General features: G+C 66.1%; 27 protein-coding genes and 1 tRNA gene. 10 read left to right on the top strand and 18 right to left on the bottom strand.

What is annotated here, in order from left to right:
- Positions 1-103: 103 nt before the first annotated feature.
- Positions 104-337 carry a hypothetical protein gene (locus Q2100_RS03500; RefSeq protein WP_162291742.1) on the bottom strand — a complete coding sequence of 78 codons (234 nt, stop codon included), beginning with the start codon at positions 335-337 and terminating at the stop codon, positions 104-106.
- Here Q2100_RS03500 and Q2100_RS03495 point away from each other — a divergent pair.
- Together Q2100_RS03495 and Q2100_RS03490 are read left to right on the top strand one after the other, a co-directional pair.
- Complete coding sequence (locus Q2100_RS03495) at positions 305-688, top strand: PaaI family thioesterase (protein ID WP_078281697.1); 384 nt, start codon at positions 305-307, stop codon at positions 686-688. The genes Q2100_RS03500 and Q2100_RS03495 overlap by 33 nt on opposite strands.
- Positions 689-869: 181 nt before the next feature.
- Positions 870-1,919 (top strand): LLM class flavin-dependent oxidoreductase, encoded by a 1,050-nt coding sequence (locus tag Q2100_RS03490; RefSeq protein ID WP_062655119.1) that lies wholly within the window; start codon positions 870-872, stop codon positions 1,917-1,919.
- A 47-nt stretch (positions 1,920-1,966) separates the two neighbouring features.
- Here the strand turns inward: Q2100_RS03490 and Q2100_RS03485 are convergent, their stop codons facing one another.
- The 3 genes from Q2100_RS03485 to Q2100_RS03475 form a co-directional block, all read right to left on the bottom strand.
- A complete protein-coding gene (locus tag Q2100_RS03485) occupies positions 1,967-2,431 on the bottom strand; it encodes a DUF6188 family protein (protein WP_062655118.1) in 465 nt (154 codons plus the stop codon).
- 75 nt (positions 2,432-2,506) lie between these two features.
- Entirely contained in the window at positions 2,507-3,178 is a 672-nt protein-coding gene (locus Q2100_RS03480; protein ID WP_067992207.1) for a TetR/AcrR family transcriptional regulator, read from the bottom strand.
- Positions 3,175-3,633, bottom strand: a complete 459-nt coding sequence (locus Q2100_RS03475) for a PaaI family thioesterase (RefSeq protein WP_218620378.1) — start codon at positions 3,631-3,633, stop codon at positions 3,175-3,177. The genes Q2100_RS03480 and Q2100_RS03475 overlap by 4 nt, the downstream gene beginning before the upstream one ends.
- A gap of 155 nt (positions 3,634-3,788) precedes the next feature.
- On the opposite strand from Q2100_RS03475, the gene Q2100_RS03470 reads away from it, so the two are divergent.
- The gene (locus tag Q2100_RS03470) at positions 3,789-4,475 is read left to right on the top strand and encodes a TetR/AcrR family transcriptional regulator (RefSeq protein WP_067992211.1); all 687 of its coding nucleotides are present in this window, start codon (positions 3,789-3,791) and stop codon (positions 4,473-4,475) included.
- A 485-nt stretch (positions 4,476-4,960) separates the two neighbouring features.
- Positions 4,961-5,758, top strand: a complete 798-nt coding sequence (locus Q2100_RS03465) for a coiled-coil domain-containing protein (RefSeq protein WP_067992214.1) — start codon at positions 4,961-4,963, stop codon at positions 5,756-5,758.
- A gap of 308 nt (positions 5,759-6,066) precedes the next feature.
- On the opposite strand, the gene Q2100_RS03460 is transcribed toward Q2100_RS03465, so the two are convergent.
- The 6 genes from Q2100_RS03460 to Q2100_RS03435 all read right to left on the bottom strand — a co-directional run bounded on the left by Q2100_RS03460 (position 6,067) and on the right by Q2100_RS03435 (position 11,200).
- Positions 6,067-6,861 carry a hypothetical protein gene (locus tag Q2100_RS03460; RefSeq protein WP_070953155.1) on the bottom strand — a complete coding sequence of 265 codons (795 nt, stop codon included), beginning with the start codon at positions 6,859-6,861 and terminating at the stop codon, positions 6,067-6,069.
- A gap of 83 nt (positions 6,862-6,944) precedes the next feature.
- Positions 6,945-7,697 carry a helix-turn-helix domain-containing protein gene (locus Q2100_RS03455; RefSeq protein ID WP_043985060.1) on the bottom strand — a complete coding sequence of 251 codons (753 nt, stop codon included), beginning with the start codon at positions 7,695-7,697 and terminating at the stop codon, positions 6,945-6,947.
- The gene (locus Q2100_RS03450) at positions 7,694-8,530 is read right to left on the bottom strand and encodes a TIGR04255 family protein (protein ID WP_070953156.1); all 837 of its coding nucleotides are present in this window, start codon (positions 8,528-8,530) and stop codon (positions 7,694-7,696) included. Before Q2100_RS03450 ends, Q2100_RS03455 begins: the two co-directional genes overlap by 4 nt.
- 218 nt (positions 8,531-8,748) lie before the next feature.
- Positions 8,749-9,207 (bottom strand): transposase, encoded by a 459-nt coding sequence (locus Q2100_RS03445; RefSeq protein ID WP_131822210.1) that lies wholly within the window; start codon positions 9,205-9,207, stop codon positions 8,749-8,751.
- Positions 9,208-9,285: 78 nt separating this feature from the next.
- Positions 9,286-10,869: an AICE element replication initiation protein gene (locus Q2100_RS03440; protein WP_067992223.1), complete on the bottom strand. Its 1,584-nt coding sequence runs from the start codon at positions 10,867-10,869 to the stop codon at positions 9,286-9,288.
- A gap of 133 nt (positions 10,870-11,002) precedes the next feature.
- On the bottom strand, positions 11,003-11,200 hold the full coding sequence (locus Q2100_RS03435) for a helix-turn-helix transcriptional regulator (RefSeq protein WP_062657835.1): 198 nt from the start codon (positions 11,198-11,200) through the stop codon (positions 11,003-11,005).
- Between the two features lie 168 nt (positions 11,201-11,368).
- Between Q2100_RS03435 and Q2100_RS03430 the strand changes: the two genes are divergently transcribed.
- The gene (locus tag Q2100_RS03430) at positions 11,369-12,538 is read left to right on the top strand and encodes a tyrosine-type recombinase/integrase (RefSeq protein ID WP_067992226.1); all 1,170 of its coding nucleotides are present in this window, start codon (positions 11,369-11,371) and stop codon (positions 12,536-12,538) included.
- A gap of 52 nt (positions 12,539-12,590) precedes the next feature.
- Here Q2100_RS03430 and Q2100_RS03425 read toward each other — a convergent pair.
- The 4 genes from Q2100_RS03425 to ponA2 form a co-directional block, all read right to left on the bottom strand.
- Positions 12,591-12,664 (bottom strand) — tRNA-Pro (locus tag Q2100_RS03425).
- Positions 12,665-12,932: 268 nt separating this feature from the next.
- The gene (gene cds1 / locus Q2100_RS03420; RefSeq protein WP_264015805.1) at positions 12,933-14,036 is read right to left on the bottom strand and encodes an L-cysteine desulfhydrase Cds1; all 1,104 of its coding nucleotides are present in this window, start codon (positions 14,034-14,036) and stop codon (positions 12,933-12,935) included.
- The gene (locus Q2100_RS03415; RefSeq protein ID WP_264015806.1) at positions 14,033-14,992 is read right to left on the bottom strand and encodes a metallophosphoesterase; all 960 of its coding nucleotides are present in this window, start codon (positions 14,990-14,992) and stop codon (positions 14,033-14,035) included. Before Q2100_RS03415 ends, cds1 begins: the two co-directional genes overlap by 4 nt.
- A gap of 74 nt (positions 14,993-15,066) precedes the next feature.
- Positions 15,067-17,514 carry a transglycosylase/D,D-transpeptidase PonA2 gene (gene ponA2 / locus Q2100_RS03410; protein ID WP_302912866.1) on the bottom strand — a complete coding sequence of 816 codons (2,448 nt, stop codon included), beginning with the start codon at positions 17,512-17,514 and terminating at the stop codon, positions 15,067-15,069.
- A gap of 323 nt (positions 17,515-17,837) precedes the next feature.
- On the opposite strand from ponA2, the gene Q2100_RS03405 reads away from it, so the two are divergent.
- Positions 17,838-18,155 (top strand): WhiB family transcriptional regulator, encoded by a 318-nt coding sequence (locus Q2100_RS03405; protein ID WP_264015813.1) that lies wholly within the window; start codon positions 17,838-17,840, stop codon positions 18,153-18,155.
- Between the two features lie 9 nt (positions 18,156-18,164).
- On the opposite strand, the gene Q2100_RS03400 is transcribed toward Q2100_RS03405, so the two are convergent.
- Positions 18,165-19,307, bottom strand: coding sequence for an ATPase BagB (locus Q2100_RS03400; RefSeq protein ID WP_302912865.1), 1,143 nt, complete (start codon positions 19,305-19,307; stop codon positions 18,165-18,167).
- Positions 19,307-20,326: an ATPase BagA gene (locus Q2100_RS03395; RefSeq protein ID WP_302912864.1), complete on the bottom strand. Its 1,020-nt coding sequence runs from the start codon at positions 20,324-20,326 to the stop codon at positions 19,307-19,309. Before Q2100_RS03395 ends, Q2100_RS03400 begins: the two co-directional genes overlap by 1 nt.
- Before the next feature lie 60 nt (positions 20,327-20,386).
- On the opposite strand from Q2100_RS03395, the gene Q2100_RS03390 reads away from it, so the two are divergent.
- Genes Q2100_RS03390 through Q2100_RS03380 form a run of 3 tightly spaced genes read left to right on the top strand, consistent with a single transcriptional unit; the run spans position 20,387 to position 21,791 of the window.
- A complete protein-coding gene (locus Q2100_RS03390; RefSeq protein WP_014817956.1) occupies positions 20,387-20,548 on the top strand; it encodes a Sp36 family protein in 162 nt (53 codons plus the stop codon).
- Positions 20,545-21,000, top strand: a complete 456-nt coding sequence (locus Q2100_RS03385) for a RidA family protein (RefSeq protein ID WP_302912863.1) — start codon at positions 20,545-20,547, stop codon at positions 20,998-21,000. The genes Q2100_RS03390 and Q2100_RS03385 overlap by 4 nt, the downstream gene beginning before the upstream one ends.
- Positions 20,997-21,791 (top strand): MBL fold metallo-hydrolase, encoded by a 795-nt coding sequence (locus Q2100_RS03380; protein WP_302912862.1) that lies wholly within the window; start codon positions 20,997-20,999, stop codon positions 21,789-21,791. The genes Q2100_RS03385 and Q2100_RS03380 overlap by 4 nt, the downstream gene beginning before the upstream one ends.
- Before the next feature lie 36 nt (positions 21,792-21,827).
- Here the strand turns inward: Q2100_RS03380 and crp are convergent, their stop codons facing one another.
- Both crp and Q2100_RS03370 read right to left on the bottom strand, forming a co-directional pair.
- On the bottom strand, positions 21,828-22,502 hold the full coding sequence (crp, locus tag Q2100_RS03375; protein ID WP_005063269.1) for a cAMP-activated global transcriptional regulator CRP: 675 nt from the start codon (positions 22,500-22,502) through the stop codon (positions 21,828-21,830).
- Between the two features lie 99 nt (positions 22,503-22,601).
- A complete protein-coding gene (locus Q2100_RS03370) occupies positions 22,602-22,895 on the bottom strand; it encodes a hypothetical protein (protein WP_264015814.1) in 294 nt (97 codons plus the stop codon).
- Between the two features lie 219 nt (positions 22,896-23,114).
- Here Q2100_RS03370 and nth point away from each other — a divergent pair, with 219 nt between their 5' ends.
- Positions 23,115-23,870 (top strand): endonuclease III, encoded by a 756-nt coding sequence (gene nth / locus Q2100_RS03365; protein ID WP_407667570.1) that lies wholly within the window; start codon positions 23,115-23,117, stop codon positions 23,868-23,870.
- Positions 23,871-24,048 lie beyond the last annotated feature (178 nt).

Below are 24,048 nucleotides of genomic sequence, written 5' to 3'. Positions count from 1 at the left end.
GCAGCGATGATCTCGGCGGGCTAACGAGTCCTACATACATATCTACCGGCGATCAGCCCAGTCGACGCCGGCGCAATTCTTCAGTCGTGTGGTGAACCACGCGCTACGAGGGTCTATTTAGGAGGGTTTCGTCATCGAAGAGCAAGCGGAAGAAGATTCGGCCATCGCATGGTGGCATAGCTTTCAGGATCGTGCTGTCGCCGCCGACGGCGACTACCTTGATGCGCACCACCCGTGGTGCCTTGGTTGCGGCACAGACAATCCGCACGGTCATCGCCTGCGAGCGCGTCGGCATGGCGACGGGGTGGGTGCCAGGCATATCTTCGACGGCAGACATCGCGGCGCACCCGGTATCGCACATGGCGGCGCAGTCATGACCGTACTCGACGACATGGTGGGCATGTTGCTGTACGTCGTCGGTGAGATGGCCGTCACCCGCAGGTTCGATACCGAGTTCTACGCGCCGGTGTTGCTGGGGGTCCCCTACGAGGTCAGCGCGGAGCTGGTGTCCAAGACCGGCCGGAAACTCGAAGTCCGGACAGAATTGCGCGAGGAGACTACCGGTCAGCTAGTCGCGTCCGCCTCAGGGTTATTCGTCGTCGTCACGATGGCGCACTTCACTAGTTCCATACAGAAGGCGACTTCGACACCCTGCATTGTGCGGTCACCCAGGGAGGGAAGATGCTGAGCACCAGCCTTGGAGGTGGCGCACGGCTGGCCGCGCGCGTTCCACGTCTCTTACCCCGCTCGACGCAAACATCATCAACGCACTCATGTACCTGGTCGCCGAGGATCACCTCCACCAGACGGCGGCCACGGGTCAGCGCCGTCGTATTCGACGGCCCGCGCCCGCGCACAGGAGACCGGTCATGAGCACCTACGGCCTGTCGGTTCTCGGCGCGGATTTGAAGTCACTGGCCCAGACCGCACACGCCGCCGATGCGGCCGGGTTCGACGCCGTATGGGCCTCGGAGTTCTACTCCCGGTCGGGTTCGATCTCCATGGCCGCGATGGCCAACTGCACACAGAACTGCCGGATCGGTTCCTCCATTCTCTACGGCGTCGGCCGAAGCCCCCTGGTGCTGGCCACCGAGGCGCGTGATCTCGACGAACTCTCCAACGGACGGCTGGTGCTGGGCATCGGCAACGGCACCAAGCGGATGATGAGCGACTGGCACGGCGTGCCCGACACCTCCGCGCCCGCGCTGCGGATGGAAGAACTCGTGATGCTGCTGCGCCGGATATGGAACCTGCATGAAGGCCCGATCCATCACGAGGGTCGTTTTTACAGAATGAATCTCACGCCGACCGGCGACGTGGGACCCTCCAGCCGGCCGATCCCGATCGTCACCGCCGGTGTCCGGCCTCGGATGTGCGAGGCGGCCGGGCGGGTGGCCGACGGGCTGGCCGGACATCCCCTGTTCACCACCACCTACGTCGAGGAGATCGTCCGGCCCGCTATCGCCAGGGGTGCCGCGCACACCGGCCGCGACCCCAATGACGTGGAAATCATTTCCATGGTGATGTGCGCCATCCACGACGACGCCGAGGTCGCCAGGCGCGAACTGGCGCAGCAGATTGCGTTCTACTCCTCGGTCAAATCCTACGAGACGGTACTTGATGTGAACGGCTTCGCCAGCGAAGGCCGAACCATCCGGGAAGCATTCGCCCAGCGCGATTTCCCGGCGATGTTCGCCGCGGTGTCCGAGGAGATGATCGACACCATGGGCGTCGCGGGGACGGCACACGAGGTCCGTGAACAGCTGAGACGCTACGACGGCGTCCTCGACCACATCATGCTGTATTCACCATCGGTTGGCATCGCTCCCGAGCGCGTGCAGCAAAACCTCGACAGCATCATTCGGGAATGCTCGCCCGCCTCGATGTCGCCAGGGCAGTCCGGTCCACGTTCAATCTGATCCACGCATTGCCGCCGAAGTTGACCCGTCCCCGTCCGCGGTCGCATTTAGTGCGTCTGTCGCGCCGACCCCGCCGACGGTTGTGCGGCGTTGTTGAGGATGTTGGCGTCGTCGCTGTCGGGGAGGTCGTGGCGGACCACGCGTACCCGCCCCCGGGGTAGGCATGCCATGTAGCCGTGGCGCTTGCCGTACAACTCCCATGCCGTTTCCTCGGAATCGGGGTCGACGTCGATGCTGTGTCCACGCGAGAACCTCAGGTGTAGCCCTCCATCGTCGCCGGACCAGGCCTGAGTGCACACCGCGCCGGCGAGGTTCAACAACGGGCGTTCGTCAGTCGCGATCTTGAGTGGATCGATGCGTACCGCTTCTGCGGGATACGGGTCGACCGCAGGCAGTGTCAGCAGCAAGGGGCACGAGATGACAATCTCGTTGTAGTCGTCCAGGTCCAGGACCAGGCCGTCGCGCACGGAGACGCGTTGCACGACACAATTTTCGATCCATTGGGTATACATGGCACTCTCCTTCGCCGCGTCATCGAGCCTCGCCCTAAGGGTACTTCAGGTAGCGCTGCGATACTACTAGTATCGTTATGCGGTTTCCGCGGGTCGTGCGCGGCTGGTCACCACGCGCCGAGTGGCCAGGTCGATGCGTTCGCGAGTATCGGCGGCCGACGCTCGGTGGCCACAAAAGGCCACGAGGTTGGCCAGCCACACGTCGGAGATGATCGCGGCGATGTGTAAATCGGCTGGAGTCGGTTCGCCGCCCCTGAGCGTGCGGGCCAGCAGGGTCTGAATTTCGGCGGCGGCGCAGTCTAGTTCTGCGGCTGCCCGGGTGTCTGCAACGGCGAACGCTCGTGTCATGGCTGATGTCAGCCAGGGATCGCGCTGCCAGCGGTCATGTAGGTGTGTGGTGAGACGTTCGAGCCGTTCCAATGGCGTGCCGTCACCGCTAGCCCAGTCGTCAGCCGAGTCGAGTCGGCGAAACTCGCGCGATAGCGCCGCCACCAACAAGTTGGTCTTCGCCGGGAAGTGGCGGTAGAGCGTGCCGACGGCGATACCGGCCCGCTCGGCGACCGACCGCATCTGAACCGCCTCATAGCCACCTGACGTGGCCACGAGCAGGGCCGCGTCCAGAATCGCTTCCCGGCGCTGGGTGGATGAATGCGAGGCGGGCGCTACAGCGGTCCGCGTCCGGCCGCCGGCTGATTTTGCCTCCAGCGGTCGGGTTTTGCCATGGCTGCGAGAAAGGGGGAGCGTCATGGTCGCCCGTCGTCGAGGCCGCCGTGACGTGAGAACTGTTCGAGAAGGCCGCCAAAAGCACTGACGTCGCCGTGCGCAGCGAAGTGATCCTGGCTGACCGCGACAAATACCGCAGTGGCGGTGAAGCGGTTGGCCCCATCGGAATCAGTGCCCGTCGCCATGACGTGCAGAGCCCGTCCTTCGCGGCACCGGATGTGGGCGGTGATCCTGTGGGGTTGATGCAGAGGTACCGGCCGCAGATACTCCACTGTCAGGCTGCGAGTCACCGCTGGTGTGCCGGCGATCCACAATGTGAATCCCAAGACGTCATCGCACGCCGCCGCAACTGCTCCGCCATGGGCCAGCCCAGGAGCCCCGATGTGGCGCTCGTCGAAAATCACGTCGGAGTACACCGCGTCGCCGCGGCGGTGCACCACCAACTGCAGTCCGTGGGGATTGTCGGGGCCGCAACCCATGCACGTTGTCGTGTGCGAAGGTAACCGCTTCGGCAGCGACGCGCTTTCCGGCACAATCACGCTCCAATACTATCGGTTTCGCTTCGATACCGTTAGTACCACACTGCTAGACTGCCAGGACAGCATCGCGTGAAATCGACCGCCGAGGTGAATGAGTGAGCGACAGTCAGCCAGCGCCGGTCCCTGACGATGACGTGGACCCGCGGCGAATCCGGTCTCGAAATCGACTGCTGGATGCAGCCGCGACCCTTCTGAGCACTGGCGGCGTGGAAGCCGTCACGATCGATGCCGTCACCAAAGCGTCCAAAGTGGCCAGAACCACGCTTTACCGCCATTTCCAAAGTTCGTCGCACCTGCTCGCAGCCACGTTCGAACGCTTGCTTCCCCAGGTGGCGACTCCGGTACCGACCAGCGGCCCTCTGCGTGACCAGTTGATCGAATTGCTAAGCCGCCAAGCCGCTCTTTTCAACGACGCGCCACTGCATGTCACGACGCTGGCATGGCTGTCCCTTGGTCCCACCGGCCCGACGAACGAAGCCGATGATCGACACACATCCGGCGCGTTGCGGGCCCGAGTCGTCGACCAGTACCGGCAACCGTTCGACGCCATACTCTCTAGCCCGACGGCGCAAGCCGAGTTGGAGAACTTCGACCGAGAACTGGCGCTGTGCCAACTGGTCGGCCCACTGGCGTTTGCCCGGATGACCGGGATTCGCGGCATCACTCACGACGACTGCGAGAACCTCGTCGATGGCTTTCTCGCCGCCCACTGCAAGAGCGACGATGGCGAGACCAAGCGCGTGAAGGCCGCCAGTCTGCATGCAGGGCGACCGCTCGCATAGCCCTCTAGCGGCAACGAGTTTCACTGCGCCCAGTCTGGCTGGTCTTCGAACTTTCCTCTGCACTCCAGTCACGTCGGCGATGGCACCGGCGAAATGTTCGCCGTCACTCGCTAGGGGCCGTGCACGCAGATCGCAGGCATGCCCACGACGACTATGTCGGGCCAGGCGACGTGAACCGCCTCAGCGTTCGCAGTGCGGTTGCTCGCGTTGAGACCCCGTAGCACTTTCGTCAATGGCATTGCGGATCGATGCGTGTTTATCGTCCGACGAAAAGTGATCGTGCTGGCCCCAGAGTGCAAGAGGTGTGTCGGAATTGGAGGAACTGGCTGGCAGGGATGGCTTGGTGGCAAGCGGGGCGGGTTACTCGGCAGTGACGACAGCGGCCGGGGCGCGCCATCGGAAGTGACGCTGAGCGACGCGCGGAACTGAGACGAATGTGGCTGTGGTCGTGGACGAAACCTCGTGTTGCTTCGTAGGTTGTCGACATGACTGCTGTGTCGAAACTGGAGGCGCGTCGTCGCGCCGTCGAGGCGCAACGCCGAGCGAACGAAGTGCGAGCGCAGCAGGACCGTGCCAACGCCGATGACGCGACCGCCGTTCGGGCGTTGATCGGACGCCTGCAGGATGTGGACGAATGGCAGGCCCGTCGCGTCGCGCAGTCTCGCCAGCAAGCGGAGGCGGAGGCGCAGCGCAGGCGCAGCCGCTATTACGCGGAAGCCTGTGCATCGATCAAGGACATGCGGGAACGTGGCGCGACGTTGGCGGCTATCGCCGAGCTGGTCGGTGTTGATGTCAGAGAGATACGCGCGCTGCTGCGCAGCAAGGCGGCGAAAGCCGTTAAGAAGCAACCGGCTGCGCGCGCTGATGCATGGCGCGACGCTCGTGTGGACACGGAGTGGCCGCGGTGCGTGCGATGCGATGTGTTGATGATGGATCCTGAAGACAGGCCACGTCGCGGACGCTGCCGGCTCTACTGCTCGGACACGTGTCGGCGCGACTCATCTGCTGCACGCATGGCTGCCGAGCGCCACGGAACGCCGATCCGCGTCGTCGAGGTGCCGAGGGCCGGTTCCGCGACCGACCTCGCCCTGACGCCTGAAGATTCACCGGCTCCTGTCCCTGTCAGCGCGCTCGACGCCGCAGACATTGCCTCCCGGGACGAGCGGGCGCTGTGCACGCTGCTAGCGAGGCTCACGGAACGGGCACGGCACAAGGACCTCGACCGAGCGACTCTGACGGCGGCGCGTGATCTCGCCAAAGCTGTTTATCCGTATCGCGCCTGAACGGCTCAGCAACCGTATCGATCATCTGGTCGTCAACGCCCGTTGTGCCCGCGTGATGCGCGCTGCGTAACCTGGGTCACGTGGCAGATAACCCGCCAGGCAATCGATGTGCGTCCTGCGCAACATCGGCATCGGCGTTGCCGAGCGCCCTAGGGCGGATCCGTCGCCAGTGAGCGCAGTCGCTCGTAACCTGCCTTCTGACTCCGCGATCCGGCCGGGAGCGGACCGCGGCGTGCTTCGATAGGTACGTGGGGCCACCCTGTCCGAAATCAGCTGTGCGATTGGTGAGGCGGACACCCCGAGTGGGTCTATGCAAACCGTCCGCGCTCGAGAGTCGGCGCTTCGATGGGTACCGACGCGCGATAGAGTCGCACGGGGCATTTGTCGACCGTGAGGAAATGGATTGGTTCCCAAGTAATCCCGGCGGCGTTCAATGACTTCCGATGGGACTTCCATTCGTCGCGAAGCGGTTTCTTCTCCGACGGTCCGAAGCGGACGTCTGTCAGCACGAGTAGTCGCACACGCTTCGGATACAGTGTGGTCCCCTCGACGATCTCCAAACGAAGCTGTTCGACGTCATCGCACCAGTCCTGCGACTTCTTCGCCTTCGAAATGAGTTTGCGCAGAGCTTCGAATACCGGACCGGCAAGCGCATCGTGCACAGCAGGCCGGCCAAGTTTGCTGGCAAGGCGCTGTCCGAGAATGAGCTCGTCCTCAATCGAGGCGAACCCCACGACCGGTTCCTGCGCAGCGAGCAAACCCTTGCTGACCGGAACGATCGCGCGCAGGTCCACGGCCCAAACCGCTCCAGGAACCGGAGGCTCACTTAGCCAGACGTAGTCGGAGAGCTGATGGTCTTTGATCTGCTGGACCTTCTCCGTCGAAAAGACTGAGATGTCGCGTACCGGGCATGCCTGCACCAGCGGATGCCGCATCCCGGGACCGCCCGCAATGTCGCAGGTCTGTGACACCACCGCGGCATACCCGCTGTCACTCAATGGTGCTGACCGAGCACGCACCTCACCCAACGCTCCATCGGCAGCGGGTTCTCCGGTTACAGGGTCGTCTACCCACGCTGGGACGATCCATGCGCCGCGATCCATCGGGAGAAGATGCCCTTGCCGCCACCGCTCCAGAGCGAGAAGCGTGTGCGGGGGCCATCGCTCCGGCAGGAGTCGATCAATAGTCACCGGGCGAATCCGTCCTCGACGTTCTCGGTCACCACCGGACCACCGGTTCGAATGATCGGTGTCTCGACGTGTTCGGCGATCCCCTCGTATACCGAAGTGCCGATCTCTCGCCGAGGGAACGGCGTCCGATCCACAGCCAGGTCAACGAGGTCGTCGAACCGGCCGTCGAGTAGTGCGGAGGCTCGCTTCTTGTCGGCACGCAGCCACCTGTTCATCGGCTGGTCCAGTGTGCTGCGGAGGTCGTCGACGGCGTCCGCCAACTCCCACAGTCCACCCAAGCTGGCTACACGGGGCCGGCTGGCGGGGGGCTTTGCCGCCCACGAGTGGAACGTGCGCTTGTTGATGCCGGTGGCCTTGAACATCTCCTTCTGCGTTAGGCCCAGTTCGGCTCGGATTCGTTCGAAGGCATCAAGAACATCGACCGTCTCGTCGACCTGTTGCTCGTCGGACAGCACCGTATCGATGAATGTATACGGCATCGTCAACCACAGCGCCGAGCCCGGAAGGTTCATCTGCCCGTCGAGACTCTTGAAAACTTCGACGCGAACCTGATCCCATCCGCACGGGTCGAGGGCTCCAGAGAAATGCGCGACGACATCCCGCAACCCCGGCGATGAACTCATCTCCACGAACGTGCTGGACCAGAGTCCGTCCTCGCAAGGGGCCGGGTACAGGCCCTTTTGTGCTCGGGCCCAGGAAGGTGACCGGAGCACGCGGGAGCCGGTCGGCTGCTGCTCCATGATCGTCATTTCGCGCTCCCTTCTCGAAGCTCTTTCAGGTAGGTATCGGTAACCGACGCCTGAAAAAGTGACAACGAAGTGCGGTTCAGCCGCTCCGCTGAGATGACGACCTCTCGCACGTCGAACGTGAATGAGGAGTGGCGGAACACGTCCGTATCGAGTAGATACTGCACGCACTTGCCCGAATCATCGCGAACTGGTCCATGCCGCAGCAACGCGCCGTGATGATCATCAAGCCGGATCTCCACCTGCTGTTGAGCACCTCGAACACTGCCGCCGAACACTGGGTTAAGCACAGGGCCCAGAAGGGTGTCGTCGATCCGGCCACGCCAAGCCTCTGCAGAGTTGAACCCACTGTCATGGAAGCGGTCGACGTACCGCAGACCGATGCGGTGCACCAACGATGGCTTGACTAACCGTCCGAGAGATTCGACCAGAACGGTTAGCGGAGCCTTCATGCTGGTACGCCACCGCTCGTAGCGGTTGACCTGCATGATCAGGATGTCGGGCATGAGCGTGACGTGTGCTCCGTCCGCGGAAGCAATTTGCCACCCACTGGACTCCGCTGCCACCTGGGAAACGCCGTTGGCCCCGAAGTCGATCCTCATCTGCTGTTGGACGGTGGGTTGAATGCTCGGGAAGTCCACCCCCGTGTTCTCCACAAGGTCGTCCCGGAAAGCAGCGGCGACCTCCGGTGTGATCTCGTCGGTACGGGCGGTATACCGGATCTCGATCACTGCGACTTCGAGGGGAGCGTTTCCGAGCAGGGTCGGATCGGCCGAGGGCAGCCCCCCCAATGGAACGTCCTCAGCTGGGCGAAGTGTGTGTGGATCGATGGTCATACTGTCCTGTCCATAGAGATGCACCTTAGATGCACCTACCGACAAGTGTAGGCGCTATCGTCAGAGATGAGGAGCAGGAGAGGCAGCGGCCCCCGGTCCGGAAATAGCGAACGCGGCTTCAAGGGATCTATGCGCCGCTCGATCGCATCTCGTCTGTCGACACGGGAGTGCGAAAGGCCATTTCGAAGCGGATGGTGCCGCCGCAAAACGGAACCTACCTAAGGACGGCTTAGGCGCAGTGTGCTGCTCTGCCGCCGTTGGGCCGGCCCGCACGCCGTCAGAGAGCCATTTGCCCTTCCAACACCGTGGGCTGTCAACGCGGCGATCTCGGCAGGTAGGTCAGCCACGAAGCGGAGCTCCAGTTCGTCGATTGCGTCTCGTCGCGCCGCTTCGAGAAGCAGGGTCGCATCGTCACGATGGGGGAGAACTCCGTGATCGCGCGCATAGCGATCTGTGACGGTATCGATGAGATCGTCCAACGAGGTGGTGAGAAGAAGCGCATCGTCGCCGGCGTGGCGCTCTGCGAACTCCTCGCGGCGTTCGCTGGACCATGTTGCTGGATAAGAAAGATCTGACAGATACAGCTGCTTGATGGCCGCCTCCAACTGGCCTGACCACCCGTAGTCAGGCCAGTCGTGGATGACCGCCTGGACGATCGCGTCGAATTGCGTGCTCACGAAGACCACTCCTCCCGTTGAGGGACCTGGTCCAGATTCTGCCCGATGGTGCCGACGCCGCTAGCCCGACAAGCGCGGTCACGACGCCTCGACGTCTAGATCGTCGGCTGAATGACCCTTCGGGACAGTCTGGCGGTGCGCGGGCAGCTCTTGAACAGAGGACGACTGCTCCCGCGGAGCCGAAATGCGCGAGGGACGCGAGGATTGCGAGTGTTGTTTGGCCGACACATCTTTGTAGGGCGGGTAGACGGTCCACAACAGGACATTCCGATGATTTCGAGCGCCATCGTCTTCGATCGCCCAACCCAGACTCCGTAGCGCGGGTGCGTGCCGTCGTAGGACGGCCGTGACATCCCGCCCGTTCCGGGGCCACTCCTTCGGCCTGCGCCAGGTGTCGCCGGTTGGCGTGACTGTCGCCAGCAGGTCGCCTCCGGACTTTGCGACGAGCGGTTCCCGGATGTGCAGCCGTAGCTGTTCGATGAACGGGTCGGCGGACAGGCTGTCTTCGGAGAGTTGATTGGCGCGTGACAGGTAACGCCGGAAGCCATGGGTCGACAGAATCTCGTCAACGGCCGCCAGCGTGCGACTGAAGTCCGCCATCCGTGGCGACACGTCGACCGAAATGGTTTCCAGCCGTTGATGGACGACGGCGGCCAGATCGAGAAGCCCGCCCAAAATCCCTGGTAGAGCCGTGCGCCACTGTTGTCGCATCGTGGCTTCCGGTTGTCGCATGTGGCGATCAATGCGTCGCAGGTCGACAGTCGCCAGTCGCTCCGCGAGGTCGGGCCGCACTGCTCCGACGTCGATGCCGTTGATGATGACGCACCGCCGAAATTTGATGACTGCGAGATCGGAGTCTGTGTACAACGCCCGTTTGACGTTGCCGTCGCCGGTGGCGGCGCGGCACAGAGAATCCGACAACCACGGCGAGATAGTCGACAGGTTGTCCAAGGCAACGACCCACGAACCGGAGGCTGCAGTGACCCACGAGTCGGCGTCACGCGGTGCCTGCCGCAGGGGGACCGGTGACGGGTCGATGAGATCGACCAGCATGCGCGTGGTTGTGCTCTTGGCGCTGCCCTGCTCGGCGAACAGCGCCAAGATCGGGTGGGGGACGTCCGTCTGGACAAGAGCGGCAACGAGGGCAGCAAGGAGGACCGGTCGGTCTTCAAAGTCGACGTTGACGAAATCCCAGAGCTTCTCGACATTCCCGCCCTGAGCCGGCAGCGGCATCGCCCCGGTCAACTTGGTACGCAGAAAGCGCACAGGTGCCCGTTCGGTGAGCGTCCACCGGCCCTGTCGGATACGAATCGTCTGGACATCGGGCCGTCCGGTGTCGATGTAAATGGTGCCGTCATCGTCAGCGACGCGGAGGTTGAGGCGTTCGGGCGGCTTCGTGGCAGCCAAACCTTCGAGGATCAGGGTGGCGTCAGTCAGCGCCTGGCCGCCGGCGACCGCGCCGGTTTCGGCGAAGTACCGTGCGGCGAGGTCGGCGCGTAGACCGGCCTTGCCGGCGCGGAGCAGCATCACCAAGTGCGGGCGGTCGCGGTCAGCGCCGAACGGCTCGCCCTCTTCTGAGAGCCCGAGCAGGTAGCGTTCCTGTGCCATGCTGACCAAGCGTGCGGCTACCGACTTCTTGTCCGTCTCGGTGTTGTCGCTCATAGGATTTCCTGCATACGGTGCTTATGCAGGCTGCGTTGACGAGCTATTCTCATGTGGAACTTCCGTGTCGGATGATCAGGTGGTTCGAACAAAGACCTCGGCTAGGCCCCGGGGTCTTTTTCGTGGGTGCGGTTCACGCGGCGTCTCCGCCTCCGCGCCGGGTTGCGCTTTCTTGCTCCGAGATCCATCGCAGCACTTCGTCGCGCCGGTAGACGACTCGGCGGCCCAAGGTGAAACTGGCCGGTCCGATGTCGCAGTGGCGCCAGTAGCGGAGAGTTCCAACGGGAATGCCGATGATGTCTGAAACCTGTTTGGCACTCAGTAGATCCATGTAGCTGCTCCTCAATAGTGGGTTCTGTCAACGAATCCAACGGTGGTGGTGGCGCCCTGCATTTGTCCACCAGTACCCTCAACTTCGCCTATAAATTGGCTCCAGTCGAACGATTTCGTCGGCTGTCGGTGGTCGGTGGGAATCTGGCACCCAACGGAGGTGGCTCACATGCAGCGACGAAACCGCCGCGCCGGCGTCGAGGACAGGTGGCGTCGATCGGACGGGACCCCTGCCGCGCGCAATGGCAAAGGGCGCCGATGGTTGGCCCGGTATGTCGATGATCAAGGCGGTGAGAACACCCGTTCGTTCGACCGCAAGGTGGACGCTCAGGCCTTTCTCAACGAGATCACAGCCGCGCAGACGATAGGAACCTATGTCGCGCCAAAAGCCGGGCGCATTACCGTCCGTGAATTGCACGCCAAGTGGCTTGGTACCCAGGGCCATTTGAAGGAGACGACGGTTGCGACACGCGCGTTCGCATGGTCGGGCTACGTCGAAGGCCGGTGGGCCGCGGTCGCAGTAGCCGACGTGCAATCGTCGGATATCAGGGCGTGGGTGCAGCAATTGGCGGCGGGTGGAGCCAAACCGGCCACCATCGAGAATGCGCTTAGCGTCCTGAGACAGATTCTGGAGATGGCCGTCGACGATCGACGGATCCCCCGCAATCCGTGTATGGGAGTGAAGTCGCCGCGACGACAGCACCGAGCACGGGGCTACCTGACGCACCGGCAGGTGGAACTTCTGGCCCGCGAGGTCGGCGAGTACGCCATCGTTGTTCGATTTCTGGCCTACACCGGGTTGCGCTGGGGCGAGATGGCAGCGCTGCGGGTGGAGTCATTCGACATGCTGCGTCGCAGGGTGAATATCCGTGAGGCGGTCGCCGAGGTGAAGGGACGTGTGGTGTGGTCGTCGCCGAAATCCCACGAACGTCGCTCGGTGCCGTTCCCGGCGTTCCTGGCCGAGCCGCTGGCCGTGCTCATGATGGGTAAGCGGCGTGAGGACTTGGTGTTCACATCGCCAGGAGGAGCACTGCTGCGAGTGTCGACGTGGCGGCCGCGGGTCTTCAACGTGGCCGTCCAACGTCTCCAGGCAGCAGACCCGGCGTACCCCACCGTGACACCGCACGACCTTCGCCACACGGCGGCGTCGCTGTCGATCAGCGCGGGGGCCAACGTCAAGGCCGTCCAGACGATGCTCGGGCACGCGTCCGCAGTCCTGACCCTGGACACCTATGCAGACTTGTTCCCGGACGACCTGGAGCAGGTTTCGGTTGCACTAGATGCGGCGCGGATGCGGTCTTTGGAATCCACTGCGGACCAGCTGCGGACTGGGAAGTAAGAAGGCCCCGACCAGAATTCCCGGTCAGGGCCTCTACCTGCGAACACACCAGTCGGGGTGGCGGGATTCGAACCCACGACCTCTTCGTCCCGAACGAAGCACGCTACCAAGCTGCGCCACACCCCGCGTGAAGCTTTGACAGGGTATCGCACCGGCGGGCCGATAAGCCAAACGGATACCGCGACCGGTCAAGCGGCGCAGATCACTTCCGCACACGGGAAGGAAGTGGGTACCCCAGACGTTAACCACGATGACGGCAGAGCGCCGATCGAGAGGCAGAATCGAGGCACGACATGACCGGGTTGGGAGCGTCCATCTATCTGGGGTTCTTCGTCCTGGCGGCAGTCTGGCTGTTCCTGACCTCCGACGGCCCGCTCATCAAGGGCTCCGACGATCAGGACCAGCGGCAGGACCGCTCGAACTCCACGAGTGACTCGGCGGACTCCGAGGGGTCGATGCCCTGGCTGGTCAGCCACTCGTCACAGAAGTAGGTGTCGGCGTAGCGGTCGCCGCTGTCGGCGATCAACGTCACCACCGAGCCGCTGCGCCCCGCCGAGGTCATCTCCGCGAGCAACCCGAACGCGCCCCACAGATTCGTCCCCGTCGACGGCCCCACCCGCCGCCCGAGCACGGCGCTGACGTGGCGCGCAGCCGCGACCGATGCCGCATCCGGCACCACCACCATCCGGTCGACCACACCCGGCAGGAACGACGGTTCGACGCGCGGCCGCCCGATCCCCTCGATGCGTGACGACGAGCCCGTCGCATCGTCGCGCCCCTGCGCGTAGGCCGGGAAGAAGGCCGAGTTCTCCGGATCGACCACACACAGGCGGGTCGCGTGCCTGCGGTAGCGGATGTAGCGGCCGATCGTCGCACTGGTGCCGCCGGTGCCCGCACCCACCACGATCCACTCCGGGATCGGGTGCGCCTCGTCGCGCATCTGCTCATAGATCGACTCGGCGATGTTGTTGTTGCCCCGCCAGTCGGTGGCCCGCTCGGCGTTGGTGAACTGGTCGAGATAGTGCCCGCCGGTCTCCTCGGCGAGCCGCTCGGCCTCCGCGTACACCTGTGACGACTCCGCCACGAAATGGCAACGCCCACCCTGTGATTCGATGAGCGCGATCTTCGACGGGCTGGTCGACGACGGCATCACCGCGATGAACGGCAGGTTCAGCAGCGCCGCGAAGTACGCCTCGGACACCGCCGTCGATCCCGACGACGCCTCGATGACGGTGGTGTTCTCGCCGATCCAGCCGTTGCACAGCGCATAGAGGAACAGCGAGCGCGCCAGCCGGTGCTTGAGGCTGCCGGTGATGTGGGTCGACTCGTCCTTGAGGTACAGCGCCACATCGGCGTCGGCGCACCACGCGGACGGCAACGGATAACGCAGCAGATGGGTGTCCGCACTCCGGCGGGCGTCAGCCTCGATCAGCCGGATGGCGTTGTCCAGCCACTCGCGCGGCTGACTGCGGGCTGCGGTGGCGGCCCGGTCGATCACCGCGCCGACACGGCCGGGTGCGACTGGCCGGCGCGGCTGCCCACGTCCTTGCCGCCGATCGGCGCGGCCACCAGGGTCAGCATCGTGGCCTCGGGCCTGCAGCAGAACCGCAGCGGAGCGAACGGCGACGTGCCGATACCCGCCGAGACGTGCAACTGCATGCGGGCACCCCAGCGCGAGGCGCCCTTGGCCCGCGACCGGTCCAGTTCGCAGTTGGTCACGATGGCGCCGTAGAACGGCAGGCACAGCTGGCCGCCGTGCGTGTGCCCGGCCAGCACCAGCTGGTATCCGTCGGCGGCGAAGCGGTCCAGCACGCGCGGCTCCGGCGAGTGCGTCACCCCGAGGGTGAGGTTCGCGGTCGAGTCGGCGGCGCCGGCGATCGCGTCGTAGCGGTCCCGCTTGAGGTGCGGGTCGTCGACTCCGCCGAGGGCGATCTTCAGGCCGGACACCTCGAGCTCGCGGCGGACATGCGTCATGTCGACCCAGCCGCGTTCGGTGAAGGCGGCGCGCAGGTCCTGCCAGGGCAGTGGCTGACCATGCACCCGGTGGCTGGGATTGGTGATGTAGTTCAGCGGGTTCTTCAACCGCGGCGCGAAGTAATCATTGCTGCCGAACACGAACACGCCGGGCACCGACAGCAGGTCGCCGAGTGCCTGGACCACCGCGGGCACCGCCCGCGGGTGGGCGAGGTTGTCGCCGGTGTTCACCACGAAGTCCGGCTGCAGCCGCGCCAGGTCCCGCAGCCACGCCTGCTTGCGCCGCTGACCGGGGCGCATGTGCAGATCGGACAGGTGCAGCACCCGCAGCGGCGACGAACCCGGCGTCAGCACCGGCATGGTGACCTCGCGCATCACGAATGCGTTGCGCTCGATCAACGACGCGTAGCCGATGCCGGCGGCCAGGCTGCCGACGGACACGGCGGCGGCGTTCTTCAGAACCGTCGAAGGGTCGGGCATGACTCGCAGCCTACTGCGAGTCGTGCCCGCTCACCCCCTCGCGCCCCGCAGCCGTAAGCAATCGCACAGGTCGATCACGGTGGCGGCGGCGGCGCCGGTGGCGGCGGCGGCCCGAGCACCGGCACGGTGATCGGCGGGAGCCCGGGGATCTGCACGACGGTCTGGCCGACCGGCGCAGGCGGGCCGCCCGGCAGACCGGGGATGCCGACCGGCGGCGGTGGAGGCGGTGAGATGCCGTTGCTGACCTGGATGGTGACGATCGATCCCGGGATCGTCTGCCCGCTCGGCGAGGTGCCCACCACGGTGCCCGCCCGCGAGCCGCTGTTCACCGAACTGATCTGGTCGGCGACCTGGAATCCGGCGTCCCTGATCCGCTGCCGGGCGCCGTCGGTGGTCAGGCCGACCACACTGGGCACCTGCGACCCGGGGCCGCCGTCGACGTAGCGCGGGTCGGTCGGCGGCAGCACCACGTCACCGAAATTGGTGGCGATCGGCTTCATCGCCGCGAACCACGTGCGCGCCGGTTCGTTGCCGCCGAACAGACCGCCCGAACCGCACTGGCGCAGCGGGAACGAACACAGCTCGCTGGGCTCGGTCGAGTCGTCGTAGATGTAGTTGGCCGCCGCGTACTGGTTGGTGAACCCGAGGAACGCCGAGGACCGGTTGGATTCGGTGGTGCCGGTCTTGCCCGACATCGGTAGGTTCCAGCCGACCGAACCGGCGGCGGCGGCCGCGGTGCCCGAACCGGTGTCGTCCTTGCTCAGGGCGTTGGCCAACGTGTTGGCCAGGCCTTCCGGCACCGCCTGCTCACAGGTCTCGGTGGTGACCGAGACCTCGTTGCCCGCGCGGTCGAGAACCTGGGCGATCGGGTTGGGCGGGCACCACATGCCGCCGGAGGCGATGGTCGCGCCGACGTTGGACAGTTCCAGCCCGTTCACCTCGATGGGGCCGAGGGTGAACGAACCGATGTTCTGCCGTTTGACGAAGTCGGCGAGGCTCTCGTTGCTCTCCGGGTCGTAGTCGCGGGCGGTGCCGGGCAGCGCGTAGGACCGCAGGCCCAACCGCACGGACATGTCGACCGCCCGCTGCACGCCGACCTGCGAGATCAGCTTGGCGAACGCGGTGTTCGGCGAGGTGGCCAGCGCATCGGTCACGTTCATCGTGCCGCGGTAGCCGCCGGCGTTGCTGACGCACCAGGTGGCCGCGGGGCAGCCCGGCCGGTCGCTGCTGCCCAGGCCCTTGGCCTGGAACTGCCCGGGAACCGACAGCTGCGTGTTGATGCCCATGCCCATGTCCATCGCGGCGGCGACGGTGAAGATCTTGAACACCGAACCGGCGCCGTTTCCGGCCAGCGAGAACGGCTGGGGCTGCATGGTCTCGCCGGCCTCGGTGTTGAGGCCGTAGGTGCGGTTGGACGCCATCGCCAGCACCGGGTGCGACTCCTTGCCCGGCTTGATCACGCTCATCACGCTGGCCACGCCCTCGAGGTCGGGGCTGGCGAACTGGTTGATCGCCGACTTCACCGGGCCCTGCACGTCGGGGTCGAGCGTCGTCCTGATCAGGTAGCCGCCGCGGGCCACCTGCTCCTTGCTGATCCCGGCGCGCGCCAGGTACTCCAGCGCGTAGTCGCAGAAGAACGCCCGGTCACCCGCGGCGATGCAGCCGCGCGGCAGTTCGTTGGGCACCGGCAGGATGCCCAGCGGCTGCTCCTTGGCCGCCCGCAACGCCTCTGCCTCGGCCGGGATGTTGTCGATCATCGTGTCCAGCACCAGGTTCCGCCGCGCCAGCGCGCCGTCGGGATTGGTGTAGGGGTTCAGCGTGCTGGTGGACTGCACCATGCCGGCCAGCAGCGCGGACTGCTGCCAGTTCAGTTCCGACGCGTTCACCCCGAAATAGGTCTGCGCGGCGTTCTGGATGCCGAACGCGCCGTTGCCGAAGGACACCAGGTTGAGGTAGCGGGTGAGGATCTCCGGCTTGGTGAACGTCTTGTCCAGCGTGAGCGCCATCCGGATCTCCCGCAGCTTGCGGGCGGGTGTGGTCTCGATCGCCGCGCGCCGCTCGGAGTCGGTCTGCGCGATCACCAGCAGCTGATAGTTCTTGACGTACTGCTGTTCGAGGGTCGATCCGCCGCGGGTGTCGGCGTCGCCGCGCATGTATCCGGCGAGGCCGGTCAGGGTGCCCTGCCAGTCGACGCCGTTGTGCTCGGCAAACCTCTTGTCCTCGATGGAGACGATCGCCAGCTTCATGGTGTTGGCGATCTGCTCGCTGGGCACCTCGAAGCGGCGTTGCGAATACAGCCAGGCGATCGTGTTGCCCTTGGCGTCGACCATCGTCGACACCTGCGGGATCTCGCCCTCGACCAGTGCCGCCGAGCCGTTGGCAACCACGTCCGACGCCCGGTTGGACATCAGCCCGATGCCGCCGACCACGGGAAACAGCAATGCCGCCGTCAGCACACTGGCCAGCAGGCAGCACCAGGCGAGCTTGATGAGCGTGACGGCTCTGGGGGGGCGCTCCGGCATGGGTACAGAGTAACGAGGCCGCCGGAGGACATCCCCTGACCGGCATGATTGCCCGTTCGGACCCCGCCGCCGGGAGCCGCGTGACCCGGCAAACTGGGCGTGTCGGCACGGGAGTGCCAAAAAAGTGCCCGACAAACTGTTGCGTAAATACCCGCTGACCACCTAGCTTGGACACACAGTGCGATCCAGGACACACTTTCTGGCGCAGTGTGGCGTAGATCGCAGCAGTGATCTACTCGGGTGGACTCGCCGACCGGGGCGGCGGCAGAACGAAGGGATCGCTGGTGTCAAAAAATGGGCTCGCGGCGCAACGTACGACCACTATTCTCCCCTCCCCGACACCGTTACCGGGCGCCGAGGCCGAGGCGCGAATCGCCTGGGTGTCCCAGGCGCGCTGTCGTCAGGCTGATCCCGATGAGCTCTTCGTCCGCGGCGCGGCCCAGCGCAAAGCCGCCGTCATCTGCAGGCACTGCCCGGTGATCCTCGAGTGCGGAGCCGATGCACTCGACAACCGCGTCGAGTTCGGCGTGTGGGGCGGGCTGACCGAACGGCAGCGCCGCGCCCTGCTCAAGCAGCATCCCGAGGTGAACTCCTGGGCCGAGTTCTTCTCCGCCCAGCGCAAACATCGCAGCGCCGTCTGACGCCTGCCCTCAGGCCGGTTCGGCCTGCTGATTCACCGCCCCCGTGATCTGATCGGCGATTGCGCGCAGCGCATCGAGATCGGACACGTCGAAAGGTAGTGACGGGACGCCGACGATCGCCACGTGCGGGTTGGCGCCGGTGAACCGGGACAGCAGCCGGACCTCCCGCTTCGCGGTCGACGCCCTGGCGGCGTGCACCTGCAGCACGGCCGCGGGCAGCGAACTCGGATCCTTTGCCAGAAGCTCCTCGGCGGCCTCGGACGCCTTGTCGGCGTGCAGGTCGCACAGCATCGGATGGGTGCGGTTGAGGATCAGGCCGGCGAGCGGCATCTTCTCCTGGGACAGCCGGTCGACGAAGAACGACGCCTCACGCAGCGCGTCCGGTTCGGCCGCCGACACCACCACGAACTGAGTGCCCCGCCTCTTGAGCAGGGCGTAGGTGCGATCGGCCTTCTCCCGGAAGCCGCCGAACGTGGTGTCGAGCATCTGCACGAAACCCGCTGCGTCCGAGAGCATCTGCGAGCCGAGGATCGTCGACATCGCCTTCATCGCCAGGCCGACGGCGCCGGTGACCAGCTTGCCGATGCCGCGGCCAGGCGCCAGCAGCATCCGCCACAGCCGGCTGTCCATGAAGCTGCCCAGCCGCTTCGGGGCGTCCAGGAAGTCCAGGGCGTTGCGTGAGGGTGGGGTGTCGACGACGACCAGATCCCACTTGTCCTCGCCGAGGAGCTGGCCCAGCTTCTCCATAGCCATGTACTCCTGCGTGCCCGCCAGCGACGTGGCGACCGTCTGATAGAACTGGTTGTCCAGAATCGCTTCTCCCCGTTCGGGTCCCGAATACTGGATCACCATCTCGTCGAACGTGCGGCGCATGTCGAGCATCATCGCGTGCAGTTCGCCGGTCACCTCGGGCGCCAGCGGCACCCGCTGCGGGGTGTTGCCGAGGTCCTTGATGCCCAGCGCCTGAGCCAGCCGCTTGGCCGGGTCGATGGTCAGCACCACGACGGTGCGGCCGTACTCGGCGGCCCGCAACGCCATCGCGGCGGCGGTGGTGGTCTTGCCGACACCTCCTGCGCCGCAACACACCACGACGCGGTTGGCCCGGTCGGACAGGATGGCGCCCAGATCGAGGGCGGGCGGGGTGGTGCTCATCACCGGACTCCTTGCTGGGCGAGCTCTTCGGCCAGTTCGTAGAGGCTGCCGAGGTCGACGCCGTCGGGCAGTGCGGGCAGTTCGAGCCGCGGGATGTCGAGCCCGTCGAGCTGCTCGGCGCTCTCCGCCCGCGCGGCGATGCGGGTGGCATGCTGGATGGTCTCGGTGAGCAGGCCGGCGAATTCGTTGTCCGACAGCGTGATTCCGGCACCGGCGAGTTCGGAGCGGACGGCCTCGGCGTCGAGGTTCCCTTCGGCGGCCCCGGTCAGGTCATCGGCGTCGAGGTACGTCGGGATGTTGCGGTTGACGATGACGCTGCCGATCGGCAGGTCGATGGCCTTCAGCTCGTCGATGGCCTCCAGCGTCTCCTGGATCGGCAGCGCCTCCAGCAGGGTGACGAGGTGGATCGCGGTGAGCTCGGAGTGCAGCACCTTGACCACACTCTCTGCCTGGGAGTGCACCGGGCCGCCCTTGGCCAGATCGGACACCGCCTTGGTGACGTCGAGGAAGCGGGCGATGCGGCCGGTCGGCGGTGAGTCGACCACCACCGCGTCGTACACCGGCTGCTTGCCCTTCTCGGCCCGGGTGACGATCTCGCGGATCTTGCCGGTCAACAGCACGTCGCGCAGGCCGGGGGCGATCGTGGTGGCGAACTCGACGGCGCCGATCCGGCGCATCGCCCGCCCGGCCAGCCCGAGGTTGTAGAACATGTCGAGGTATTCGAGGAACGCGGCCTCGGTGTCGATGGCCAGCGCGTTGACCTGCCCGCCGCCGTCGGCAGTGGCGATCTTGACCTCTTTGTAGGGCAGCGGCGGCACGTCGAACAGCTGCGCGATGCCTTGTCGCCCTTCGACTTCGACGAGCAGCACCTTGCGCCCGCCCGCCGCGAGGGCCAACGCCAGCGACGCCGCGATGGTCGATTTGCCGGTGCCGCCCTTGCCGGTCACGAAATGCAGCCGCGCCTTGGTCAGCCGCGAGGGCCAGCCGACGGGTCTACCGCCGTTGGTAGTGGATGCCACCACTGCATGCTAGCCAAGCGGGCATGCCGGACCGAGGGCACGGACCGATAAGCTCGGCGCATGAGCGAACCGACCCGCTGGGAATACGCCACGGTGCCGTTGCTGACGCACGCCACCAAACAGATCCTCGACCAGTGGGGAGAAGACGGCTGGGAGCTGGTGTCGGTGCTGCCCGGCCCGACCGGCGAGCAGCACGTCGCGTACCTGAAACGGCCCAAGTGACCTGGTCCGAGAAGCTCACCGAACTCGGGATCGAGCTGCCCGGGGTGGTGACGCCGCTGGCGGCGTACGTGCCCGCGGTGCGGACCGGCGATCTCGTCTACACGGCCGGCCAGTTGCCCATCGTGGCCGGTGAGCTGACTGCGACCGGCAAGGTCGGCGCCGAGGTGAACCCCGAGCAGGCCAAGGCGCTGGCCCGATTGTGCGGGCTCAACGCGCTGGCCGCGGTGCACGCACTCGTCGGGATCGACGCCGTGGTGCGAATCGTCAAGGTGGTCGGCTTCGTCGCTTCGGCCCCGGGCTTCCACGGCCAGCCCGGTGTGGTCAACGGCGCGTCGGAACTGTTCGGCGAGGTCTTCGGCGAGGCCGGTGCGCACGCCCGGTCCGCGGTCGGCGTCTCCGAACTGCCGCGCAACGCACCGGTGGAGGTCGAGATCGTCGTCGAGGTCGCGTGAGCGACGGGGCCGCCGCGCTCGCGCATCCGGCATACGGGCAGCTTCGCCCGGTGACGGCGACGGCGTCGGTCCTGCTCTGCGACAACCCGGGCATCATGACGCTCGACGGCACCAACACCTGGGTGCTGCGCGGGCCGGGCAGTGCCGAGATGGTGATCGTCGACCCCGGCCCCGACGACGACGAACACGTCGCCCGGCTGGCCAAACTCGGCAGGATCCCGTTGGTGCTCATCAGCCACAAACACGGCGACCACACCGACGCGATCGACAAGATCGTCGAGCGCACCGGCGCTGTGGTGCGGGCGGTGGGCAGCGGATTCCTGCGCGGACTGGGCGGACCGCTGACCGACGGTGAGGTGATCGACGCCGCGGGCCTGCGCATCAAGGTGATGGCGACACCCGGGCACACCGCCGACTCGCTGTCGTTCGTCCTCGATGACGCCGTGCTGACCGCCGACACGGTGCTCGGTCGCGGCACCACCGTCATCGATCACGAGGACGGCAGCCTGCGTGACTACCTGGAGTCGCTGCGCCGGCTGAAGGGGCTCGGCGGGCGCACCGTGCTCCCGGGCCACGGCCCAGATCTCGGGGACCTCGAGGCGGTGACCGCGATGTATCTCGCCCACCGCGAGGACCGGCTCAACCAGGTCCGCGACGCGCTGCGCACCCTCGGCGACGACGCCACCGCGCGGCAGGTCGTCGAACACGTCTACACCGACGTCGACGAGGAGCTGTGGGAAGCCGCGGAGTGGAGCGTGCAGGCGCAGTTGGACTACCTACGCTCCCAGTGATCCTGACTACCGGGCGCTGTGCTGGATGCCCGCTCGTTACCTCGCTCGGCGGGCCAACCGCTCGGAGTCGCTGATCAGCACGCTCTTGCCCTCGAGGCGGATCCAGCCGCGGTGGGCGAAGTCGGCCAGCGCCTTGTTGACGGTCTCGCGTGAGGCGCCGACGAGCTGGGCGATCTCCTCCTGCGTGAGGTCGTGGGTGACGCGCAGTGCGCCGCCCTCCTGGGTGCCGAAGCGCTGCGCCAGCTGAAGCAGCTGCTTGGCCACCCGGCCCGGAACGTCGGTGAAGATGAGGTCGGCCAGGTTGTTGTTGGTGCGCCGCAGGCGGCGGGCCAGCACGCGCAGCAGTTGCTCGGCGATCTCGGGGCGGTCGGCGATCCAGGCGCGCAGTGCGTCACGGTCCATCGAGACGGCGCGTACCTCGGTGATGGTGGTGGCGCTCGACGTCCGCGGACCGGGGTCGAAGATGGACAACTCACCGAACATGTCCGACGGGCCCATGATCGTCAGCAGATTCTCCCGGCCGTCCGGAGAGCGACGGCCGATCTTCACCTTGCCCGTGATGATGATGTACAGCCGGTCGCCGGGCTCACCCTCGGCGAACACGGTGTGCCCGCGCGGGAAGTCGACGGGCTGAAGCTGCTTGGTCAGCGCGGATACGGCGCTGGGCTCGACTCCCTGGAAGATTCCGGCCCTGGCCAGGATCTCGTCCACGTTGCCCCTTAAGCTGTTCGGTGATATGACATGCGCTATCCGCCCCTGACTGGTTAGCGAAGCCAGTGTAGAGGTACGCGCTCTCGCAACGTGCCAACGCTACACAGGATTGGCGTGGCGAGTCGGCTGAAATTGCGGATTGGGCCGATGCGTCAGATGAAGTCGCGTGGGCAAACCCGTCGGGGCGAGTCGGGTCGGCAGGGTCTCCACCGTTGCCTCGCGGTCGTGCCGTCGCCGCTGCTGGCCGACGATCGCCTCACTCATCCCGTCGCGCGCCAGCGTGTCGACGTCGGCTGCCTTGGCCTGAGCCAGGAATTCGGCGACGTCGGTGGCCGACACCGTATCTCGGGTGAGTCCGGACTCCAGCCGCTCGAGCCCGAACGTCGCCAACATCAGCAACACGGGGATGAAGGCCACGAGCAACCAGGACACACGGGGAAGTAAACACGCCGAAGGTCTCAGCAGGATCACGGTTTGTCACCGGTACGCACCGCCCCGAAACAGCCTCCGAGCAGGCCGGGAACCGCTTCGGGCGCAGCCGTGTCGGTGACGGTCAGTAGGCTTGCCGTCGTGACTACTGGTGCGTCGTCGGCCGAGAAGCCGACGCGGTCCGTGCCGGCGCGGCGCCCGTCGGCCAAGAAGTGGGACAACGAGACCCGCCTCGGCCTGGTGCGGCGTGCCCGCCGGATGAATCGCGAACTCGCCGTTGCCTTTCCGCATGTGTACTGCGAACTGGACTTCACCAATCCGCTCGAGCTGACGGTCGCGACCATCCTGTCGGCGCAGAGCACCGACAAGGGGGTCAACCTCGCCACGCCGGCACTGTTCGCGAAGTACCGCACCGCGCAGGACTACGCGCAGGCGGACCGCACCGAACTCGAAGAGCTGGTCCGCACCACCGGCTTCTACCGCAACAAGGCCAACTCGCTGATGCGGCTGGGCCAGGAACTGGTCGAGCGGTTCGACGGCGAGGTGCCCGCCACCCTCGAGGAACTCGTGACGTTGCCCGGGGTGGGCCGCAAGACCGCCAACGTCATCCTGGGCAACGCGTTCGACGTCCCCGGCATCACGGTCGACACCCACTTCGGCCGGCTGGTGCGCCGCTGGCGGTGGACCGCCGAGGAGGACCCGGTCAAGGTCGAGCATGCGGTCGGAGAACTCATCGACCGCAGCGAGTGGACCCTGCTGAGCCACCGGGTGATCTTCCACGGGCGTCGCGTCTGCCATGCCCGCAAGCCGGCCTGCGGCATCTGCGTGCTGGCCAAGGACTGCCCGTCCTATGGCACCGGCCCCACCGATCCGCCGACGGCCGCCGCGCTGGTCCGCGGCCCGGAGACCGAGCACCTGCTGGCACTGGCCGGCCTCTAGCGATCCGCCGAATCCTCGTGAGCACCTCGACCCGCTGGACCGTCGTTGTGCTCGCCGTCGTCGTGGCGCTGATCGGGGCGCTGTGGCTGCAGCTGCAGGACGACGACGCCGCGCCCGGCGGCGGTACCCCAGCGGCCCGGGACCGCAGGGACGCCGACACCGCCGAAGCCCTCGCCGG

Origin of the sequence: Mycolicibacterium arseniciresistens, assembly GCF_030519285.1 — a bacterium.
GTDB classification, from domain to species: domain Bacteria; phylum Actinomycetota; class Actinomycetes; order Mycobacteriales; family Mycobacteriaceae; genus Mycobacterium; species Mycobacterium arseniciresistens.
The sequence above is the reverse complement of the archived record's forward strand: the minus strand, read 5'-3'. Positions and strand labels throughout refer to the sequence as shown.

Excerpts from the sequence above, each read along its gene's own strand:
- Q2100_RS03500 (WP_162291742.1), bottom strand. The coding sequence starts at position 337 with ATGTCTGCCGTCGAAGATATGCCTGGCACCCACCCCGTCGCCATGCCG.
- Q2100_RS03490 (WP_062655119.1), top strand. The coding sequence starts at position 870 with ATGAGCACCTACGGCCTGTCGGTTCTCGGCGCGGATTTGAAGTCACTG.
- Q2100_RS03485 (WP_062655118.1), bottom strand. The coding sequence starts at position 2,431 with ATGTATACCCAATGGATCGAAAATTGTGTCGTGCAACGCGTCTCCGTG.
- Q2100_RS03480 (WP_067992207.1), bottom strand. The coding sequence starts at position 3,178 with ATGACGCTCCCCCTTTCTCGCAGCCATGGCAAAACCCGACCGCTGGAG.
- Q2100_RS03475 (WP_218620378.1), bottom strand. The coding sequence starts at position 3,633 with ATGGGTTGCGGCCCCGACAATCCCCACGGACTGCAGTTGGTGGTGCAC.
- Q2100_RS03465 (WP_067992214.1), top strand. The coding sequence starts at position 4,961 with ATGACTGCTGTGTCGAAACTGGAGGCGCGTCGTCGCGCCGTCGAGGCG.
- Q2100_RS03460 (WP_070953155.1), bottom strand. The coding sequence starts at position 6,861 with ATGGATCGCGGCGCATGGATCGTCCCAGCGTGGGTAGACGACCCTGTA.
- Q2100_RS03455 (WP_043985060.1), bottom strand. The coding sequence starts at position 7,697 with ATGACGATCATGGAGCAGCAGCCGACCGGCTCCCGCGTGCTCCGGTCA.
- Q2100_RS03450 (WP_070953156.1), bottom strand. The coding sequence starts at position 8,530 with ATGACCATCGATCCACACACACTTCGCCCAGCTGAGGACGTTCCATTG.
- Q2100_RS03440 (WP_067992223.1), bottom strand. The coding sequence starts at position 10,869 with ATGAGCGACAACACCGAGACGGACAAGAAGTCGGTAGCCGCACGCTTG.
- Q2100_RS03435 (WP_062657835.1), bottom strand. The coding sequence starts at position 11,200 with ATGGATCTACTGAGTGCCAAACAGGTTTCAGACATCATCGGCATTCCC.
- Q2100_RS03430 (WP_067992226.1), top strand. The coding sequence starts at position 11,369 with ATGCAGCGACGAAACCGCCGCGCCGGCGTCGAGGACAGGTGGCGTCGA.
- Q2100_RS03415 (WP_264015806.1), bottom strand. The coding sequence starts at position 14,992 with ATGCCCGACCCTTCGACGGTTCTGAAGAACGCCGCCGCCGTGTCCGTC.
- ponA2 (WP_302912866.1), bottom strand. The coding sequence starts at position 17,514 with ATGCCGGAGCGCCCCCCCAGAGCCGTCACGCTCATCAAGCTCGCCTGG.
- Q2100_RS03400 (WP_302912865.1), bottom strand. The coding sequence starts at position 19,307 with ATGAGCACCACCCCGCCCGCCCTCGATCTGGGCGCCATCCTGTCCGAC.
- Q2100_RS03390 (WP_014817956.1), top strand. The coding sequence starts at position 20,387 with ATGAGCGAACCGACCCGCTGGGAATACGCCACGGTGCCGTTGCTGACG.
- Q2100_RS03370 (WP_264015814.1), bottom strand. The coding sequence starts at position 22,895 with ATGTTGGCGACGTTCGGGCTCGAGCGGCTGGAGTCCGGACTCACCCGA.